We start from the raw sequence: 17,965 nt of genomic DNA, 5'->3' as shown, positions 1-17,965 counted from the left end.
CCTATGAACGTACTGATTATTGAAGATGAGCCACTGGCCGCCCGGCAGCTCCGGACCATGATTCAGGACTTCGATGCCGCCATCAGCGTGCTTGCCGTACTCGACAGCGTGGTCGGCGCGACCCAGTGGTTTCAGACGCACCCGCAGCCCGATCTGTTACTGGCCGACATTGAGCTGGTTGACGGGCAAAGCTTCGAGATTTTCGACCAGGTCGAGGTACGATGTCCGGTCATTTTTACGACGGCTTACGATGCCTTCGCCCTCCGGGCTTTCCAGGTGCATAGCGTCGATTACCTGCTGAAACCCATTGACGAAACAGCCCTGCGCCGGAGCCTGGAGAAATTCCGCGACATGCAGCGGCTCTTCGGGGCGGCTCGCGCCAGCACCGACCTGCGTGAGCTGATCGCTAGCCTGCGCCCCGAACCGACTGCCCAGCCCGATTACCGCGACCGGTTTTTGCTTAAACAGGGATCGCGGCTGCTGCCGGTCGATGTGGCCGAGATGGCTTATTTTTCGACCCGCGAGCGGCTCACGTTCGTACACACCTGGGATCAGCGCGCGCTGCTCATGGATTACACCCTCGATGAACTCGAAAGCCGACTCAACCCGAACTTATTTTTCCGAGCGAACCGGCAGTTTATCCTGCATGCGCAGGTTATCCAGCGGGTGCATATCCACTTCAACGGTCGGCTGAAACTGGACCTCAAACTTCCTGTCGACGAAGCAATTTTTATCAGTCGCGACAAAGCCGGTGAGTTCAGAGCCTGGCTGGGCGAATAAGTTTCCGGCCGGCTAGAAAGCGCCCCGGCTTGTGAAGGTGGTGATGGAGCTGGGCGCCGTGGGGGACGGCTCGCTGGGGGCGGGCGGGATCGACTGTATGCCGGGCGTTGGCCGCCGGACGTTGAAGAGCCGGTTGAACGAGCGGGTATAGAGTACGCTCAGTCCACCACCCGTGGTAATGGTGCTGTTGATACTCCCCTGCCCCAGTATGCTCTGCTGATTGCGGTTATACATCTTGGCGCGCAATCGGCCATCAGACGTAATGAAGTACTCGAGTGTCCACTCACCGAGCAGGCTGGCCGCGTTGTACTGGCTCTGGCCATACGTAAACCCACCGTCGCGGCTGATCCGGAGCCGGTCGTTCAGGAGCCGATACGAGAACCGGAGTTGCAGATTGTTGAGCAGGTTTTCGTTCTGCTGCGTACCGAAGCCCGTGAACCCGCCAAACGATACCCCCACATCCAGGTTTTCGTCCAGGTTGGAGGCCAGTCGGCTGATCTGGTTAGAGAGCAGCTCGCTCACGCTGTTGGCCACGCCTGAGTTGACCTGATTCTGATCGAAGAGGCTCGTACCTTCGGGCAACAGCTGGTTGAACAGGAGAACACTGCTGACCTGCCGGGTCAGTTCCTGCTCGTTGCTCTGCAACCGCGACTCGAAGCTGGTCACCGCCTGCCGGAAATCCGACGACGCCGGGTATTCCTTCACGTCGAGGTCGTAGCTGATGGCGGGGGCCCCCAGCTCGCCGTTCAGTTTGATGAGCAGATCGACCGGGTACCGGCGCGACTGATCGGCGGTTCGGTTTGTAGTGCCGTTTACTGCCAGCAGCGGAGCCAGCGAGGTATACTGGGTATAAGCCGCCGTTACGTCGAGCAGGGCGCCGTAGGGATCGCCCGTCCAGGTGATCCGGCTGTTGGGCTGTATCTGGAATCGTTTGTTGATCACATTCTGGAAGGTGAACGTATAATCACCTTTCTGGATCTCGTAGCTGCCCGTCATGGTGAAGTCGCCTTCGGTATCGACTTTCATGCCAAGCCGACCCTGGCCGTAGGCTTTGATGATGTCGCCCGTTTGCCGGTCCAGCTGAATTTCGCAATACGCGTCGGGTGTAATGTCGAAGTTAAAGTCCATCTGAATCCGCGACAGGTCAACGTCGCCCGAAGCTGGTGTGGCGTCGGTGGGTCTGGCAGGCTGACCAGCCGTCAGCGCGCTCCGGTTCACGAACCGAATCCGATCATCTGACGCGACCGATGTAGCCCCGTCGAGCGGAATAAAAATGCGCGTGCCTTTATTACTGGTCGCGTTGGCCCGGATGGTGAGATTATTGAGCGGTCCGTAGAGTTCGGCCTTGCCCGTCACAATGGCCTGGCCGTAGAACAGGTCGTTGTCTTTGGCCGTCGTATTCAGAATTTTAAAGTTCTTGAAATCGGCATCGAATCCCAGGGTAAAATACCGAAATCCGTCGTGATACACCCCACCTCGCAGCTGAGCGGTATTGCCGTCGGTGTCGCGCAGGGTCAGTCGGCGGGTAATAATCTCGTTCTCCCCGAAATAGATGACATCGTCGAAGGTAAAGTCAGTTTTAAGGTAGTCGAAGCGCCCCCGGCCCCCTTTTACGGCCAGCTCTCCCTTGAAAACGGGTGCCGATGGCTGACCCGTAACGGCAATTTTACCACTGGCCGTACCGCCCAGGTTGGAGAAGAGACCGGTCGTAAACGCTTCCAGTACGTGCAGGTCGGCCTCGTTCACACTGGCGCTGAGGGCCAGCGGACTGGCTTTCTGCTGGGGCGTGTAGTTCCCCGTCAGGGTCAGCACACTGGCTCCGTTGCGGTTAACGTCGGCGTTGACGTTGAGCCGCTGGGCCGACTGATCCCAGGCCAGCCGCCCATGTACGTCGCCAATCAGGGCGTTATCGTACGAGAGGGCATTGACAGCCAGCTCGCTCTCAACAATGGGAGTTTCGTAGATGTCACGCAGCGACAGGCTACCGTTGAGAATCCCGCCAAGGCTGGTAAGCAGGACCGGATTGAGCGACGCCAGCCGGAAGTTCTGAGCCACCATGTCGAGATGCTGGGTGGTGTCGGGCGAAATCTGACCCGATACGCGGATAAGCTGATCCTGATTCTGCACCGACACGTTGCGGAGGGTGTATTCATCGCCCACCTTCCGGATCAGGCTGGCCGGATTCAGTACCCAGTCGCCGTTGAGTACGCGCAGTCGCGACGGGCGGAAGGTCAGGTCGATGGCATCGCCTTTGAACCGCAGCTCGCCGTTCAGGTTAGCCCGGTTGGTACTGCCGACCTGCTCGATACTGCTCGTGAACTCGATATGATCGACGTCCCACGAGGCTTCGGCCTGCAGCTGCTGGGTGGGCAGCAGCGAGCTAAACGTCTGCCGGTCTGAACTCAGGACCGCCGAGGCCAGCACGGCCTGATCGTAGGTGTATTTGGAGCTGGTCAGGTCGAGTTCGCTCCGGCCAAACGCCAGCGAGCCGAGCCGCATAGAATCCGTTTTGAGCGTAGCTGTCAGAAACGACAGGCTGTCGACCGTAAACCGACCTTCGAGCCGCGAAGCCGACGCAACATGGTAGGTTGGCGCCAGAAACGTCAGCAGCGGCCGGGTGTCTTTGGCCGTAAACTGAAAATCGACGCCGTAGCGCGACGCAGCAGCCTGACCCGACCGGCGGGCGCGCAGTCGCTTCTGCTCGTAGTAGGTTTTCATCCCGGCAGCATCGCCCTCAAAATAGAGCTGGTATTCGCGTGCCAGCCGGGTCAGATCGTCGAATGTGTGCTGAAGCTGGAACGCCCCCTGCAGCCGGGCCGTCAGAAACTCCGAGTCCAGGTCGAAATAGCGCTGGTTGCTGACCGAATCGCGACCGGGCAGCGCGGCTGGTGCGCTAGTCCGCTCAACCGTCGATTGCAACGTCAGCGTACCTACGCTCAGGTTGCGCCGGTTCAGGCTCAGTTCAGCGTTCTGCAGGGCGATGCTCCCGACCAGATCATCGAGCTTATTTCCCGTCAGCTGCACATCCAGATCGGCCTGTACCACCAGGGAGTCGCTCAGATAGCCCAGTGCCCGCAGGTCAGCCTTCTTCACGGTGCCGTGCAGATCGAACCGATTGCGAGCGCCCTGCATGTCAAACTCGCCATCCACGGCCAGTACTGCGTTAGGATCATTCAGTCCCAGCTGCCCGTGAAAAAATGCCTTTTGCAGATTGCCGCGCAGGGTCAGATTCCGGTACTCGTAGCGCTGCCAGCCGAAACGGGCCAGCCGGGCATCGACATCGACGCTGGCCCGGGCCAGGTCGGTACCACGCCCTATGATGCGCCCTTCGCCGTCGAGCAGGCCGAACTGCTCAGGCTGGTCGATGAGCTGACCGAGGTTCAGCGCAGTTGCTTTCAGATTGGCGACGTAGGTAGTCGGGTCGGCCTGGTTGCCGAGCTTCAGCGCCAGATCGCCCGTCACCTGGCCCAGCGCCGTGCGGAAATCCCCTTTGGTTTTAAAGTCATCGAAGGCCCCCGCAAAGGTGGCGTTGAAGGCTACGGTTCCGAGCTTCTGTACAGTCTGGTTAAAAGCCGGGTCGGGGTAATACTGTCGGATGTCGGCCATGTTCACCACCGAGGGCGTAAAGGCAAAGGCCACCGTGGTCCGGTCAATATCGGGCAGTCCTTTCCAGGCCAGATCGCCCGCCAGCCGGCTCCGGCCCCCCGCGCCAAACCGCAGGTCGGTCCGGCTCAGGCGGAAATCCTCCACGGTCCCTTTAAACTGACCCGAAAGCAGCCAGGTTTCCTCCAGGCCGCGCAGGTAATCGGAGAAAAAGCCCAGGTCTTTAGACCGCACCTGGCTGTTGCGGAAATTAGCGCGCATGGTCACCTGGCTGTTGAAATGCCCGAATGCCGACGGTTTTTTGTACTGAAAAACCAGTTCGTTGCGGATAATCGAATTACCAATGTGCGCGTACAGCTGCGCCAGTTCCAGCTTGGTGTTGCAGTACAGAAGTTTGGTATCCAGCTGCCGGATCTTCAGCCGCGAGTCACGATCGACGCCCGACAGGCCCTTGATATCGAGCGCCACGGTATCGCCCAGAATGAGCAGATTGCTGACATCGGCGTTGATGTGCTGAATCGTGAAGTGATCGTAATCGAAGCGGTTCGGATTGTTGAGCAGCGGCTCGCGCGGGTCGTAGAGCGTATAGGACCCATCGGCCAGGGTGACCCGGGCCACCGTGAACGGCACGTTCTGGTTTGGGATGCTGGGTTTAGTGGGGTCGGACGTCAGCTCTTCGATGCGCGCGATGAAATCGTCCAGATTGGTATCGCCGTTGGCCGGGTTCTTGATCATCTGCACATTGGGGCGGTAGAGCACCACCTCGTCCAGATGCAGGTTATGCGCCGACGAGTCGATCAGGTTACGGAGGTTGTAGTTGGCATCCAGCCGCCCTACCCGGATCATGGGCCGGTTCTGCAGATCGCGGATGCTGACATCTTCGAGGGTGATGGAGTCGAACCACTTGACCGATACGCCCCCGACGGTAACGGGAAACTTAAGTTTGTCGGACAGGTAGGTGGCGCCCTCCTGCGCCAGCCGGGTTTGCACGGCCGGAATCTGAAGCCCCAGTATAACGCCAACCAGCAACCCTATCGCCGTCAGGAACAGATAGAGAAGTGTCTTGAGAAATATGACGAGAAACTGACGCATTCGGTCCGGAAATGCCTGATCGGGTAGTGTATGCGGGAAAAGCTATGCGTTAGACGTCTTTTTGAGGGAACGGTTTAGCCGCGACTTTCCTTATACAAGCTACAGAAAACATTATCCTTTTGTTTTTACGGTGAATATACTGGCAATTGAATCGTCCTGCGATGAAACATCGGCGGCTGTCCTATCCAACGGTCATCTTCTCTCAAACATTATTGCGACGCAGTTAATTCACGAGCAATATGGGGGTGTGGTGCCTGAACTGGCCTCGCGGGCGCATCAGCAGCACATTATGCCGGTAGTAGAACGGGCCTTGCTCGACGCAAATATAGCGAAAACTGACCTGTCGGCGGTAGCGTTTACCCGGGGGCCGGGTTTGCTGGGGTCGCTACTGGTCGGGGCTTCCTTTGCCAAGGCCCTGGCACTGGGTCTCAACATTCCGCTGATTGACGTCAACCACATGCAGGCGCATGTGCTGGCTCATTTTATCGAAGAACCCCGGCCGCCGTTTCCCTTTCTGTGCCTGACCGTTAGCGGGGGACATACCCAGCTGGTGCGCATCGACGGGCCGCTCAGCATGACCGTAATTGGCCAAACGCAGGACGATGCGGTGGGCGAAGCCTTCGACAAGTCGGCCAAGTTGTTAGGCCTGCCCTATCCCGGCGGGCCGCTTATCGATCGCTATGCCAAAGCCGGTAACCCGCTGGCGTTCCGGTTTCCGCTCGGCGAAATGCCGGGGCTCGACTATTCGTTCAGCGGCATCAAAACGGCCATTCTGTATTTTCTGCGCGACAATACGAAGACAAATCCTGATTTTATTCAGCAAAACCTCCCCGATATTTGCGCCAGTATTCAGCATACGCTGATCCAGATGCTGCTGACCAAGCTGAAACGGGCGGTTCGCGAAACGGGCATTCGGCACATCGCCATTGCCGGGGGCGTATCGGCCAATAGCGGCCTTCGGTCGGCGCTGACGCAGCTGGGCGATGAGCAGGGCTGGACGGTTTATATTCCGCGCTTCGAGTACTGTACCGACAATGCGGCCATGATTGCCATGGCTGCCCAGTTCAAGTACGAAGCAGGTGCTTTTGCCGACCAGACCATCAGCCCCCTGCCAAGGCTACACGTCTAGCCAGCCGTCATGGATCGGTTCGTGCTGGCGTCCCGATTGCGTATCGACTAACTACCGCCTTCTATGCCAACGATTTCAGCGCTGTATCTGTACCCCATCAAATCGCTTGGCGGCATCGCCGTTCAGGAAGCGATCGTTACGCCCAGAGGCTTTCAGTACGACCGGCGGTTCATGCTGGTCGATACCCACGGTCTGTTCATCACCCAGCGATCGAACCACCACATGGCGCTGATCGACGTCGCGCTCCGCAACGACCAGCTGCTGATCTGGCACCGCCAGCGCCCCGACCAGGTGCTCGAACTACCGCTTACGCCCTTGCCCGACACCCTGGTTCCGCTGCCAGTAACGATCTGGGACAGCGAGGATGTGCCCGCCCTGGCCGTCAGCGACGAAGCCGACCGCTGGTTCACCAACGCGCTGGGCAAACCGTGTCGGCTGGTCTACATGCCCGACACTACCCACCGGTCTGTGGAACCCGGCTACGCCCGCCCCGATGAAGCCGGTCAGCTGCCCGCCGTTAGCTTTGCCGACGGTTACCCGTATCTGCTCATCGGGCAGGCTTCCCTCGACGAGCTGAACCGGCGGCTGCCGGAGCCGGTAACTATGCAGCGGTTTCGCCCCAACATCGTGGTAAGCGGTAGCGGGCCGTACGACGAAGACAGCTGGAGCCAGTTCCGGGTTGGTGAACTGGACTTCTACGGCGTGAAGCCCTGCGCCCGCTGCGTGCTGACCACCATCGACCCCGCTACCGGCGAAACCGGCAAAGAACCCCTCCGGACCCTGAGCACCTTCCGCCAGTGGAAACATAAAATTCTGTTCGGTCAGAATGTACTCGCAGCGACTGACGGGCCTCGCTCATCGGCGCAACTAAGCGTGGGTCAGGCCGTTGAGGTAACAAACCGTACAACACCCTGGCTGGCCGCTCCCGCACCCCTGTCGTCATCTGAAAACCTGACCGCCTGAAATCTGTTTACTGGCTACTGACTACTGCCTGTTTTGATTACACCTATCCGCAACGCCTATTACCTGAGTTTCCCCGTCGTGATGGGGGCCGTCCTGTCGAACCGAATGGCCGCCCGCCTTTCCGATGTCGATCCCGTTCACTGGGCCACACCGATCGTGCTGGCGCTGGTGGTGTTTATCATCTATGCAACAGACCGGCTGCTCGACATCCAGAAGCCCACGCAACCCACAACGCCCCGGCACCGCTTTCATCAGCAGTACGCCCCGCTGCTCTGGCGCGTGGTGGCGGGGTCGGCGGGGCTGGCCCTGATCCTGACGTTCTTTCTGCCCGCTCCGGTAGTCAAGTTTGGAATAGTGCTGGGGGGCGTGTGTGCGGCTTATGTGCTGGCGGTGTACCGGCTTCCAGCGGGGCACCCGGCCCTGTATCTGAAAGAGCCAATGATTGCGGTGCTGTACTCCGTCGGCATCTGGGGCAGCGTCTGGGCGCAGCGGCCCACCGTTCGCGGTATCGAACTGGCCGAGTTTGGTATGTTTCTGGGTATCGCTCTGCAGAATCTGCTGCTGTTCGATGTGATGGAACAGCGCGAAGGCACGGCCCGGCCCGAATCATCGCTGGTTACCGTGCTGGGCGCGGCCCGCTGCGATACCCTGCTGCGCTGGCTGACCTTTGGTATTGTTGTGACCGGGTTCGTGGTGTGTTTCTCGACCGACGACCGGTTTGCCCAGCGGTCGGCGCTGATTCTGGCGCTGATGAGCGTGGTGCTGTACGGCATCCAGCGGTATCCGGCTTATTTTCTACGCAACGAGCGGTACCGCTGGCTGGGCGACGGCGTATTCTGGATGCCAGCTCTAGTGCTGTGAGGCTACCGGAGCCAGGGTGGTCAGCATCCCGGCTTCACCCGCGGTTTTTGGCTTAGGGACATCCCCGGCTTTCCCCACCATCGATTTGGCCTTAACGGCTTCTTTCACATCGCGCCGGGTCAGGATGTCGAGCAGGATTTCGGTCATGTATTCGCGCTTGTTGAACACGATATCGTGCCGGTTCTCGGGCAGCAGGAACTGCTTGACCCGGGCGTTAACCAGCTTCTTCTGCGCAAAATCTACGTTTGTCGGATAAACCAGTTCGTCGCGCTGACCGTGCAGCATCGTGATGCTGGCCCGGATTCGGGACCAGTCGGGCAGGATGGCTTCGAGCGCGCGCTGGTGAGCCAGCTTTTCATCGTTGGCCAGCCGCAGCAGCGTCGGTACGCACCAGCGAATGAGCGGACTATCGGCCAGGTAGCTGATTGGGTAGGTTCGCTCCAGCCCGGGCCCCAGCGCCGATGATACGAACACCACATGATCGACCAGGCCGGGGTTGTTCATCGCCAGCCGCGCCGATACCGACCCGCCGTACGACGAGCCCACAATCATCAGATACGAGGCATTGCGGTATCGATCGATGAGCGGTTGCAGCAATTCAGCCTGCCGCACTACCGACGTTTCGACCCGGCCAAAGTCAGAATAGCCATAGCCCGGCCGGTCGACCGCTACCAGCTGAGCGCGGTTGAGCAGCAGGGTGTCTTTAAAGAAAGCGTTGAAAAATGACAACGAACTTGGGGCGCCATGTACAAACAGAACCACCGGTTTTGCAACGGTGTCTGACCGGTCGGCCCGGGCGGGTGTTTCCATAAACCGAATGGTTCGGGGTACGCCATCGGGGGTATCGATCTGGTACCGGTGTACCGTTGGACGAATGCGCTGTTCCTGAAATTCGGCGGCCAGTTCCTCATCAGACTGCCGGAAATCAACAAACCAGGCAACTGATAAGGTGCCAACTACCAGCAACAAAAGGACAAGTAAAGACCAGCGAAAGACAATCAAAAAACGTTTCATAGCAGCAGTATGTACAGTAATAACTGCAAATAATCGGCCAATAGTTTTGAAAAAACCGAAACCTGCCTGAGCGGTAAACATTTCGGCAGGGAGGCCGTTCTGCCAGTAAACCAAAACCACGAAACGCTATGAAAGAACGAGCCGACGCCCCGGCGCAGGTCAGCGAGACCGACCTGGACCGCCCTAACCCGCAAAATCCCGGCGATACCGACATCAGTTCATCGGCCACGCGCCCGGAAACTCAGCAGGCCCTACAGGCCAACGACGCCGAGAAAATGACGCCCGACGACGCCAACGAACTCGACGACTCGGATTAGATGCACGCCCTTCAACGAAACAGCCCGGCCCTTCGCTGTCTATAGCAAAAGGACCGGGCTGTTTCATATATCGATTTACCTACCGCTTGCCTGACTGACGGTATGGGTGCGCTCTGTCGTTGCCGGGCTAGGCCGCTACTTCGCTCTCTACCGCCAGAAAGTGCGTCAGCTCGTTCTGATTATTGTAGAGAGGGTCAATATGCACCCGGCAGATATACGGTTCTCCGTTCTTCCGGTAATTGAGCAGATCAGCTTCTACCGAGTCGGCCCGGTCGAGCGAATCGCGCACCTGCTGCAGGGTATGCACGTCGGTATCCGGTCCCTGAAGCATTTTGGGAGTCCGGCCGAGGGCTTCGGTATGAGCGTAGCCGGTCATGGCCAGAAAATTCTGACTCGTCCACAGAATTGTTTTGGACAAATCAGTCAGCACGAGGGTATGACCGTTCTGTAGTTTCCGCAGGTAAGCGTTGCGTTTCCGGCGGGGCAGGTCCCAGTCAAAGATGTCGGCCAGCTGCCTGAACAGAGCCGCTTCTTTGTTTTTTGCCCGTTGCTGCGCCTGACTGAGCAGAAAAACTTCATAACAGGCAACGGGATAAGGCCGGCTTCCGTCCTGCTGAGACCGGCTGTATCCCCGGTTCACTAATTCGACGTACGATTCTGACGTGAGCATGGCCATTTGGGTTATTAGGATAAATGTACTACCTGCAACTGGTCTTTGCAACCTTTGCCGGTTAACAAACTGTGAAGAGGAGCTGGCAACAGAAAAAAATTTTTAGCAGAAACCAAACTGATAGTCAGCCAGTAAATCGGCATCCTGATCAACTCCGTCAAGTTTTTTTAGGAGCCCTCTTGTGTATAACACCAAAAGCCCCTACTTTTGTGCCACGATAAAGGAAAACGACAACGGTCGCCCCTTCATCGAAAATGGTTCGGTAGTTCAGTTGGTTAGAATACCTGCCTGTCACGCAGGGGGTCGCGGGTTCGAGCCCCGTCCGGACCGCCAGCTAAGTCCTGATTCGAAAGAGTCAGGACTTTTTTTTGTTCCCTTGGGACAAAGCATTTTTATATGGGCCTCCTCCCCACCACCGGGCATCCAAAAACGTGACCTTGAGCGCCAGCCTTCCCTGCTTCAACCTGGATTAGTCCCCCGCAGAGAGAGCAAACCGCTTTGGCCTGGGTAGTGTCGGGCTACAGTCAGGCGTAAAAACGGCAACTAGTTAGTGAAAATCATATATCCTCTTGTATTGGCGTTCAAAAAACCCGTGATTACCATTCACTTACCATTATCTATTACACGCATTGCAAGATCAGTTCTCTTCGGTGCTGGATACAGATACGATTGTGCTGAATTGCAAAAAAGGAATCAGCATGAATTGAATGGAGCTGGCGGGTTTATCTGGTCCCTATTACCCGACAAATACTATCTGTTCAAAAAATCAAAGACCAGTGAGTTTGACGTAGACGAATTTATCTGTCAGCAGGAACCATTGCTTTTCATAGGTAATCTATTTGATGAAAACCTTATCGAAACTACGGCTTAGATACGCCACCATCAGCTCGCTGCGCTGGACCGAGAAACTACTGTTTATGTATGTACTCGCGGTACTGATTCTCGTTAAGGTACTGATCCTGCTGTTTCCAGTAAGCTGGTTTATCACGCCCCGATCGGCCCCAGCTTCCCATACCTCGAAACGAGGAATCCCCATGACCACTATGAACAAACGGGTGTGGGCGGTAAATGTCCTCAGCAGGCACATTCCGCTTGGGTTCACCTGTCTGGTTCAGGCGCTTGCTGCGAAATGGCTGCTGAAAAAACAACCTCATATTCAGGTTCACATTGGCGTACGCAGCAATACCGCCGACGGGTTTTCTGCCCACGCCTGGGTAACCTACCAGTCGGTAATCATACTCGGTGAGCAACCCAACTTGCAGTTCGAGCCAATTTTAGCCTGGACGTGATGCCCTATTTTTACAGAGCCTATGGGCTATCGATCTCGTCCGATTTCCGGCTCCCCCCTCTTCCCGAAAGAGCAGCTACGGCTTTTGTCGATCTAACGATCAGGTACGGTCAACTGCCGACAAAGCCACCTATGGTACCCTCGAAAGCCTGGCGGGCGGGCCTGCATGCCCAATTCGCCCAAACGGACCAACATCATCTTTGGCTGGACTGGCCCCCACTCATTACGTTTATAGCCCGCCACGGCAACGAGCTGATTGTAGATTCGGCTCAGGCCGATGACCAGGTACTCGCTCTCTTTACGCTCAGCGAAGCACTAGGCCTCATTCTGTTCCAGAAGGGGTACTTCCTGCTACACGGCAGCGCTGTTCGCATTGGCCACGACGGGGTTGTATTTCTGGGAGAACCGGGAGCGGGCAAATCCACCACCGTTGCTGCTTTTGCCGCCAAAGGGGCTGGGGTCATCAGTGATGATATGGTTTGTATTCGACCAGACCCGGGGGGCGATCATACGCTGATTCCCGCTTTTTCGCAGGTAAAAATCTGGCAAAACAGCGTAGACGGACTAGCCTTACCCCTGGATTCCATGACACCCGTACGGGAGGGGGTAAACAAATTCTCGTGGCATGAATCGTTTCCATTCGACGAAGAACCCGTACCGTTAAAACAAGTAGTGGTGCTGCTGCCTCCGAACACACCAGGCAGTATAACGACTCCCGTTCCCAGCAGCCAGGTTCCCGTCGAATTACTCCATCATTTTCCGCTACCCGATGCCCTTCTGCATGGCCTTGAACTAAAAAAATGCTTCGAGCAAAGTGTGTCCATTGCACGAACTACCCCCCTTTTCCGTATGAGCCGCCCCGCTACCTTTACCGATTTGTATTCGTTTGTAGATCGCCTGAACGCTACACATTGACATGAAATCGCGCCACTCGACCGAGATCACTCTTCTGCTCATGGCCTGCTCATGGAATCCATCGACCAGACGAAACGAATCCATAGTATCGCTGCTGGAGCGATACACACCAGACTGGGACCGGCTTCTTACCCTGGCTAACTACCACCGGCTCACCCCTTTTTTGTATCACGCCCTCAACGAGGTTCCGTCCGTGCCTGATGCTTTTAGGGCAAGCCTGCGTCAGGAATGTCTGCATCGTACTACCGATAACCTGATCAAACTTCAGGAGTATCATCGAATAGCGGCCGTGCTCGACAAACAGGCAATCGGGTACATCCCATTCAAAGGAATTTACCTGGCAGAACACAGCTATCCCGAACGTGGCCTGCGCCCAATTGGCGATATGGACATTCTGGTCGACCAAAAAGACGTTCAGCGGGTGATCGACATCCTGTCGCCAGACGGCTACCGGATCGGCGATAAACACAAACCTTATTTAGAACATCCGGCCGGTGTGATCTGGGACGAGCTGAGCGAGATCAGTTTATTCAAACCCTACTTCGACACCAGCCGCTTCGATATTGATCTACACTGGCGGGTCAACTCGCTGTTAAGAGAAATCGGTGAGTTTGAGGTAAGCGATTTCCGCTCGACTCCCGATCTCATCATCGAGAATCAGGTCATTCTGTTAGTTCTTCACCACGGAGTCAATAATTCCTGGGAACGTATTGGCTACATAAATGACCTGTATTTTCTGCTTCATCGACAGGATCTCAACTGGGAGTGGCTGCTGAAAAAAGTAGAGCAACATCAACTGGAACGTATTTTTTTCACCGGCCTGTACTGGTGTCAGGCTATCTGGGAATTTCCGGTAATGGCCGAGGTTCAACAGCAGATGGATATGTACAACCTGGCCAGGCTGACCGAAATTCGTGAAAAAAGGTGGGAAAACGAACAGCCGGCCCTGTTCAGAACACTGCTCGTCGATTTTGCCTCTACAAAGGTGGCGTTGATTGATAAATTGAACGTTTATGGGCACTACACCCGTAGTTTTATGTTTCGATCTACAGTCATCACCATCGACAGCCATTCGTTTTTCATTCCTAAGCGATGGGGCTTTCTTACAGCTATGGTGCGGGTCTTTCTTTCCTTGATGCGCGCCCGCTAGCCAAACAGCCAATCACTGATACTGCCAACGGCTTCAACTCCTTTTGGGTAGTGCAGACAGCCAGAGAGAGAGGTAAATAATTCGGCTCAATAGCCAGTTGTAACGCGTTTTTTTCTGGATTGGTATTCGACCATTACATACGATGGTAACGATCTCGTTAAATACCGATCGGTCTATTATTTCCCAGATTTCGTGACTGGGTGATGCGATTTGCTCCCGAGTGGCCTGATAAAGTTGCTGTGCAGTCAGATTACCATATTCAACGAAGTTAGTCTTCGTAAGCCGGTTGCTGATGGCCGGGGGTAATACGGTTTGCAGACCCTGACGAATCAGTCCACGGCCACGCCCCTGATCGAAGTTCACCCAGGCCGGGGTTGCCAGCCCCACTTCAACAACCCGTTTGTCAAAGAAAGGACATGCATACTGGTGGCCGTAATAGGCGCCTATATGCTCTAATTGCTCATTACATAGCACATTTGTCGCATTGATGATCCGAATGAGAGGAACGGGATGTTCCGCTGACAGGCAGGCGCTCAGGCCCTCGGTAGCTGACGTTGACAACGGGGCCGACAACTGCTGAAATACCGGCGTAAACGCACTGTCAATCAGAGCACTATGCGTTATTTTGTCGCGAATACGCTGTATGCAGTAGGTCAGCATCGAAGCTGTAGACAACTCGAATCGTTGCTGCTGCGCAACCAGCGTACGCAGAAACGTCAGGAACGGCCTGTGTTTGAATCGCCTGACAACTTCGGCACCAACCGTGTACAGAACATAGGTTTCAAACTTTTCCCGTTCGCTCAAACTGAGCCACTTAGGACTGACATGCGTCAGATTCTGGCCGGGCTGGCTGATCCTTTGCCGACAGGCCTGTTGCACCCCCTCCCAGTCCTCCTGATCGATCAACTGATCCAGATAATCAAATCCCGTGGTGATGACACTGTCACCGTCGTGGCCCGTGAGGATGCTGTCACAACCGACCAAGCGGGCTTTTACCGAAACACTGAGATGAAAACTGGATGGCAGGATAAACTGCTCTGGCCGATCAAAAAGGCGATTGATTTCCAGGATAGAGGCAAGCACATCGGGTACGGGCTGTACGGTATGGTGCACCGGTTTCCATTTTTCGACAACGGCCTGCACATACGTCGATTCGTCCGTTGAGGCCAGCCCCGTATCAATGGTAAACGTATGTAAAGAAGGACGATCCTGCACCAGGAGCAGCTGCTGGGCCACGCAGCTAACCGATGATGAATCCAGACCCCCACTCAACTGGGAGCCTACACGGCTTTTATTCCCCATTCGGCTGTCGATAGCCCGCGTAAAATCGTCGCGGAATAAGGTGGCGTAATCAGCGGCTTCTGTCAGTCCGCTCACCCGGCTGAGATCTGGTTTCCAGTAAGCCCCAACCCGGCTGTGGCTACTGGTCAGCTGAAGATAATGGCCGGGCAGAACGCTGTATATGGCTTCGTAGAAGGTTTCTGCGCGGTACGGTACATAGGCCGTTGCCCAGGTCAGGTACTCTCTGTATTTGTGGCGATTCGGTTTGACGATGACCTCCCCGATGGCGAGCAGCGCCTTGATCTCCGTAGCAAATGCGCAAAACGAACCGGGTCGATGCACATAATACAACGGTTTAACGCCCAGCAAATCTCGGGCACAGACAAGCGTCTGCCGACGGTCGTCCCATAAGGCTATCGCAAAATCGGCGTTCAGTTGATTGAATGACGAAAATCCACGCTGCAGGTAGTTGTCAACCAGGGAATTGTTGGCGCCGGGCTGTGAAAAATCAGCAGTATCGGCAACGGCATACATACCCGCATTTATATCAACAGTCAGGGTGCTGTTAAATGCAAACAAGGTACCTTGTTTGTGGGAATAACGTTTTACCGTGCCTCTATGCACCAACAGGGTTTCAATGGCAGCCATGTCGGACAAATCGACAGGCCGTCCATCAAACCGGATTATTCCAGCGATTCCGCCCATATTACTTAACCAGGTTAGTGAACGAAAACGGACTGGCAAAATAAGCCTTTGCCATCACCTATTTATGGACTCAATGCTCCTTGTTAATCAGTACTGACCAGGACCCGTATTCAGCTGAAGCGAGAAGCTAGGCCGGTTCCCGTCTTTTATTGGTTCGACGGACAGACCTACACCCTGTAACGCCTGGCCGACTTCCCTCCTCGGGTGCCGTTGAACGTCAGTCGTCTAACAACGAATAGTATCTTAAAAAATAGGACACTTTTTAGCTAGCGATTTGGTTGATATAACAACCTACTTTACTTTTGCGGCATGACAGTGATTAAAGAACGAGAGCTACAGACCAGGTTTGCAGAACGCATGGGTACCCAGGCCATTTTTGTGATCAGTCATGTAGGTCACCTGATGGCACGCCGGGCCAACCGCGAACTGGCACGATTGGGGTTTACGATCCAGATCGAACAGTTCCCGGTCCTGTTTGTTGTCTACTTTGCCGGTGAGGAGCTACTGTCGCAACAGGAGATCGCCAACTTTCTCCAGAAGGACAAATCGGGCATACAGCGCTCGGTACGGACCTTAGAACGAGACGGTTACCTCCGGGTTGTACCAGATAGCGACGACCGGCGCAAGAACATGATCCGCCTGACGCCCGTCGGCAAGATGGTGATCGAGCAGGCCCTGAAAACAACCGAAACCATTGACCACGAAGTGATGAGCCAGCTGACTGCTGATGAACGCGATTCGTTCCTCAAAACCGTGATGAAGATCGCCACCCTACTGGAAAAATAATTTTTTTGCTTAATTAGTTGACATATCTACAGTAGATACGTCAACTTCTGGATTTATGAAACGATTAATTGCACTTTGCTTAGTTTTTGCGCTCGGCACCTCCCTGACCGGATGGGCTCAGACGCAACCCCAGCCCCCCGCCCCGGGCGGTTTTCGGCTGAAAGACTGTATCGACTACGGACTAAAGAATTTTGGCAGCGTTCGGCTGGCGCAGTATCAGGTAGAAACCGCCGATCAGCAGGCGCGGCAGGCGCTGGGGCAATACCTACCCCAGGTCAGTGCGACAGGAACAACCATCAACAACGTCAAGCTACAACAGAGCGTCGTTCCGGCGGGGGTGTTCGGTCCCGAACCGCGGGTGTTCATCATCGGACAGAAGTACCAGACCAACCTGACGGCGCAGGCCAGCCAGACTTTGTTCGACAAATCGCTGCTGCTGGGTATTAAAGCCAATAAGCCGAACCAGCAGCTGGCCGCCCTGAATACCCGACAGACGCAGGAAGATGTGATTTATAACATTACCAGCAACTACTACCAGGTGTTTGTGGCCCAGCAGCAGATCGCGCTGCTTCGCGACAACCTGGAACGGACCCAGCAGGTACTCAACATCCTGAAGCTCCAGCGCGACAACGGGGTGATTCAGCCCGTTGATTATACCCGTACGGAGGTTAGCTACAACAGCACCCAATCGCAGCTGACACTGGCCGAGAACGATCTTAACCTGGCGCTGAACCGGCTCAAATACCAGATGGGTATGCCGCAGGAGCAGAATCTGGTGCTATCGGACTCGACCCTGCTGACGCAGTTGCCCACCATTGACCAGGGGCAGTTCGACGCTAGTCGGCTGGTGTCGTTTCAGCAGGCCGAAACCAACCTGGCCCTTCAGAGTCTGCAATATCAGCGGATCAAAGCCGGGTATCTGCCCACGCTGAGCCTGACAGCCAACTACGGCACGGTGAACCTCGGCGCGCAGACGCTCGATCGTATTTTCAGCAACTTCGTTGGCTTCGGCAGCTTCGGACTACGGCTGAACATCCCCATTTTCGACGGATTTCAGCGGGACGCGCAGCTGAAGCAGCAACGGCTCACCCTACTGACCCAGGAAGAGCAACAGAAACTGAACGTATCGGCCTACCGGCTTCAGTTCAACAACGCCCAGTCGCAGATTCAGCGGGCCCAGGTGAGCCTGCAGAACGACGATCGCAACGTAAAGCTGGCGCAGGAGGTCTACAACATTACCACCCTGCAATACAAACAGGGCACCAAACTGCTAACCGACCTCATCAACGCCGACAATTCGTACCGCGAGGCCCGGACCAACTACATCAACTCGCTGATCAATCTGTACCAGGCCCGGCTCGATCTCGAACAATCGCAGGGGAGTCTCCTAAGCTTTTACAACCAACTCTGA

At 55.9% G+C, this 17,965-nt stretch carries 14 protein-coding genes and 1 tRNA gene; 11 read left to right on the top strand and 4 right to left on the bottom strand.

Annotated elements, in window-relative coordinates; all coding sequences use genetic code 11:
• Positions 1-3: 3 nt before the first annotated feature.
• Positions 4-780: a LytR/AlgR family response regulator transcription factor gene (locus FBR45_RS05775; protein ID WP_138500176.1), complete on the top strand. Its 777-nt coding sequence runs from the start codon at positions 4-6 to the stop codon at positions 778-780.
• A gap of 12 nt (positions 781-792) precedes the next feature.
• Here the strand turns inward: FBR45_RS05775 and FBR45_RS05770 are convergent, their stop codons facing one another.
• Positions 793-5,475, bottom strand: coding sequence for a translocation/assembly module TamB domain-containing protein (locus FBR45_RS05770; protein WP_138500174.1), 4,683 nt, complete (start codon positions 5,473-5,475; stop codon positions 793-795).
• 130 nt (positions 5,476-5,605) lie between these two features.
• Here FBR45_RS05770 and tsaD point away from each other — a divergent pair, with 130 nt between their 5' ends.
• The 3 genes from tsaD to FBR45_RS05755 all read left to right on the top strand — a co-directional run bounded on the left by tsaD (position 5,606) and on the right by FBR45_RS05755 (position 8,428).
• Entirely contained in the window at positions 5,606-6,604 is a 999-nt protein-coding gene (gene tsaD, locus FBR45_RS05765; RefSeq protein ID WP_138500172.1) for a tRNA (adenosine(37)-N6)-threonylcarbamoyltransferase complex transferase subunit TsaD, read from the top strand.
• 63 nt (positions 6,605-6,667) lie between these two features.
• On the top strand, positions 6,668-7,567 hold the full coding sequence (locus FBR45_RS05760; RefSeq protein WP_138500170.1) for an MOSC domain-containing protein: 900 nt from the start codon (positions 6,668-6,670) through the stop codon (positions 7,565-7,567).
• Positions 7,568-7,600: 33 nt separating this feature from the next.
• Entirely contained in the window at positions 7,601-8,428 is an 828-nt protein-coding gene (locus FBR45_RS05755; protein WP_138500168.1) for a UbiA prenyltransferase family protein, read from the top strand.
• Here the strand turns inward: FBR45_RS05755 and FBR45_RS05750 are convergent.
• Positions 8,417-9,442 carry an alpha/beta fold hydrolase gene (locus FBR45_RS05750; protein ID WP_138500166.1) on the bottom strand — a complete coding sequence of 342 codons (1,026 nt, stop codon included), beginning with the start codon at positions 9,440-9,442 and terminating at the stop codon, positions 8,417-8,419. The genes FBR45_RS05755 and FBR45_RS05750 overlap by 12 nt on opposite strands.
• A gap of 128 nt (positions 9,443-9,570) precedes the next feature.
• Here FBR45_RS05750 and FBR45_RS05745 point away from each other — a divergent pair, with 128 nt between their 5' ends.
• Positions 9,571-9,759 carry a hypothetical protein gene (locus FBR45_RS05745; RefSeq protein WP_077920388.1) on the top strand — a complete coding sequence of 63 codons (189 nt, stop codon included), beginning with the start codon at positions 9,571-9,573 and terminating at the stop codon, positions 9,757-9,759.
• Positions 9,760-9,886: 127 nt separating this feature from the next.
• Here FBR45_RS05745 and FBR45_RS05740 read toward each other — a convergent pair whose 3' ends face one another.
• Positions 9,887-10,429, bottom strand: a complete 543-nt coding sequence (locus FBR45_RS05740; protein WP_138500164.1) for a PAS domain-containing protein — start codon at positions 10,427-10,429, stop codon at positions 9,887-9,889.
• Positions 10,430-10,685: 256 nt separating this feature from the next.
• On the opposite strand from FBR45_RS05740, the gene FBR45_RS05735 reads away from it, so the two are divergent.
• The 4 genes from FBR45_RS05735 (at position 10,686) to FBR45_RS05720 (ending at position 13,782) form a co-directional block, all read left to right on the top strand.
• Positions 10,686-10,762 (top strand) — tRNA-Asp (locus FBR45_RS05735).
• 509 nt (positions 10,763-11,271) lie between these two features.
• Positions 11,272-11,718 (top strand): lasso peptide biosynthesis B2 protein, encoded by a 447-nt coding sequence (locus FBR45_RS05730; RefSeq protein ID WP_138500162.1) that lies wholly within the window; start codon positions 11,272-11,274, stop codon positions 11,716-11,718.
• Between the two features lie 131 nt (positions 11,719-11,849).
• Positions 11,850-12,632, top strand: a complete 783-nt coding sequence (locus FBR45_RS05725; RefSeq protein WP_246082119.1) for a phosphoenolpyruvate carboxykinase (ATP) — start codon at positions 11,850-11,852, stop codon at positions 12,630-12,632.
• Between the two features lies 1 nt (position 12,633).
• Positions 12,634-13,782 carry a nucleotidyltransferase domain-containing protein gene (locus tag FBR45_RS05720; protein ID WP_138500158.1) on the top strand — a complete coding sequence of 383 codons (1,149 nt, stop codon included), beginning with the start codon at positions 12,634-12,636 and terminating at the stop codon, positions 13,780-13,782.
• Between the two features lie 33 nt (positions 13,783-13,815).
• On the opposite strand, the gene FBR45_RS05715 is transcribed toward FBR45_RS05720, so the two are convergent.
• Positions 13,816-15,642, bottom strand: a complete 1,827-nt coding sequence (locus FBR45_RS05715; protein ID WP_246082118.1) for an asparagine synthase-related protein — start codon at positions 15,640-15,642, stop codon at positions 13,816-13,818.
• Between the two features lie 435 nt (positions 15,643-16,077).
• On the opposite strand from FBR45_RS05715, the gene FBR45_RS05710 reads away from it, so the two are divergent.
• Both FBR45_RS05710 and FBR45_RS05705 read left to right on the top strand, forming a co-directional pair.
• Positions 16,078-16,554, top strand: coding sequence for a MarR family winged helix-turn-helix transcriptional regulator (locus FBR45_RS05710; RefSeq protein ID WP_138500154.1), 477 nt, complete (start codon positions 16,078-16,080; stop codon positions 16,552-16,554).
• A gap of 55 nt (positions 16,555-16,609) precedes the next feature.
• Positions 16,610-17,965 carry a TolC family protein gene (locus FBR45_RS05705; RefSeq protein WP_138500152.1) on the top strand — a complete coding sequence of 452 codons (1,356 nt, stop codon included), beginning with the start codon at positions 16,610-16,612 and terminating at the stop codon, positions 17,963-17,965.

The organism is Spirosoma lacussanchae, assembly GCF_005870035.1.
Taxonomy (GTDB): domain Bacteria; phylum Bacteroidota; class Bacteroidia; order Cytophagales; family Spirosomataceae; genus Spirosoma; species Spirosoma lacussanchae.
This window is presented reverse-complemented; position numbering and strand designations above follow the sequence as displayed.

Coding starts and splice junctions, on each gene's coding strand:
- FBR45_RS05710 (WP_138500154.1), top strand. CDS start 16,078: ATGACAGTGATTAAAGAACGAGAGCTACAGACCAGGTTTGCAGAACGC.
- FBR45_RS05725 (WP_246082119.1), top strand. CDS start 11,850: ATGGTACCCTCGAAAGCCTGGCGGGCGGGCCTGCATGCCCAATTCGCC.
- FBR45_RS05720 (WP_138500158.1), top strand. CDS start 12,634: ATGAAATCGCGCCACTCGACCGAGATCACTCTTCTGCTCATGGCCTGC.
- FBR45_RS05730 (WP_138500162.1), top strand. CDS start 11,272: ATGAAAACCTTATCGAAACTACGGCTTAGATACGCCACCATCAGCTCG.
- FBR45_RS05775 (WP_138500176.1), top strand. CDS start 4: ATGAACGTACTGATTATTGAAGATGAGCCACTGGCCGCCCGGCAGCTC.
- FBR45_RS05750 (WP_138500166.1), bottom strand. CDS start 9,442: ATGAAACGTTTTTTGATTGTCTTTCGCTGGTCTTTACTTGTCCTTTTG.
- FBR45_RS05760 (WP_138500170.1), top strand. CDS start 6,668: ATGCCAACGATTTCAGCGCTGTATCTGTACCCCATCAAATCGCTTGGC.
- FBR45_RS05770 (WP_138500174.1), bottom strand. CDS start 5,475: ATGCGTCAGTTTCTCGTCATATTTCTCAAGACACTTCTCTATCTGTTC.
- FBR45_RS05740 (WP_138500164.1), bottom strand. CDS start 10,429: ATGCTCACGTCAGAATCGTACGTCGAATTAGTGAACCGGGGATACAGC.
- FBR45_RS05745 (WP_077920388.1), top strand. CDS start 9,571: ATGAAAGAACGAGCCGACGCCCCGGCGCAGGTCAGCGAGACCGACCTG.
- FBR45_RS05705 (WP_138500152.1), top strand. CDS start 16,610: ATGAAACGATTAATTGCACTTTGCTTAGTTTTTGCGCTCGGCACCTCC.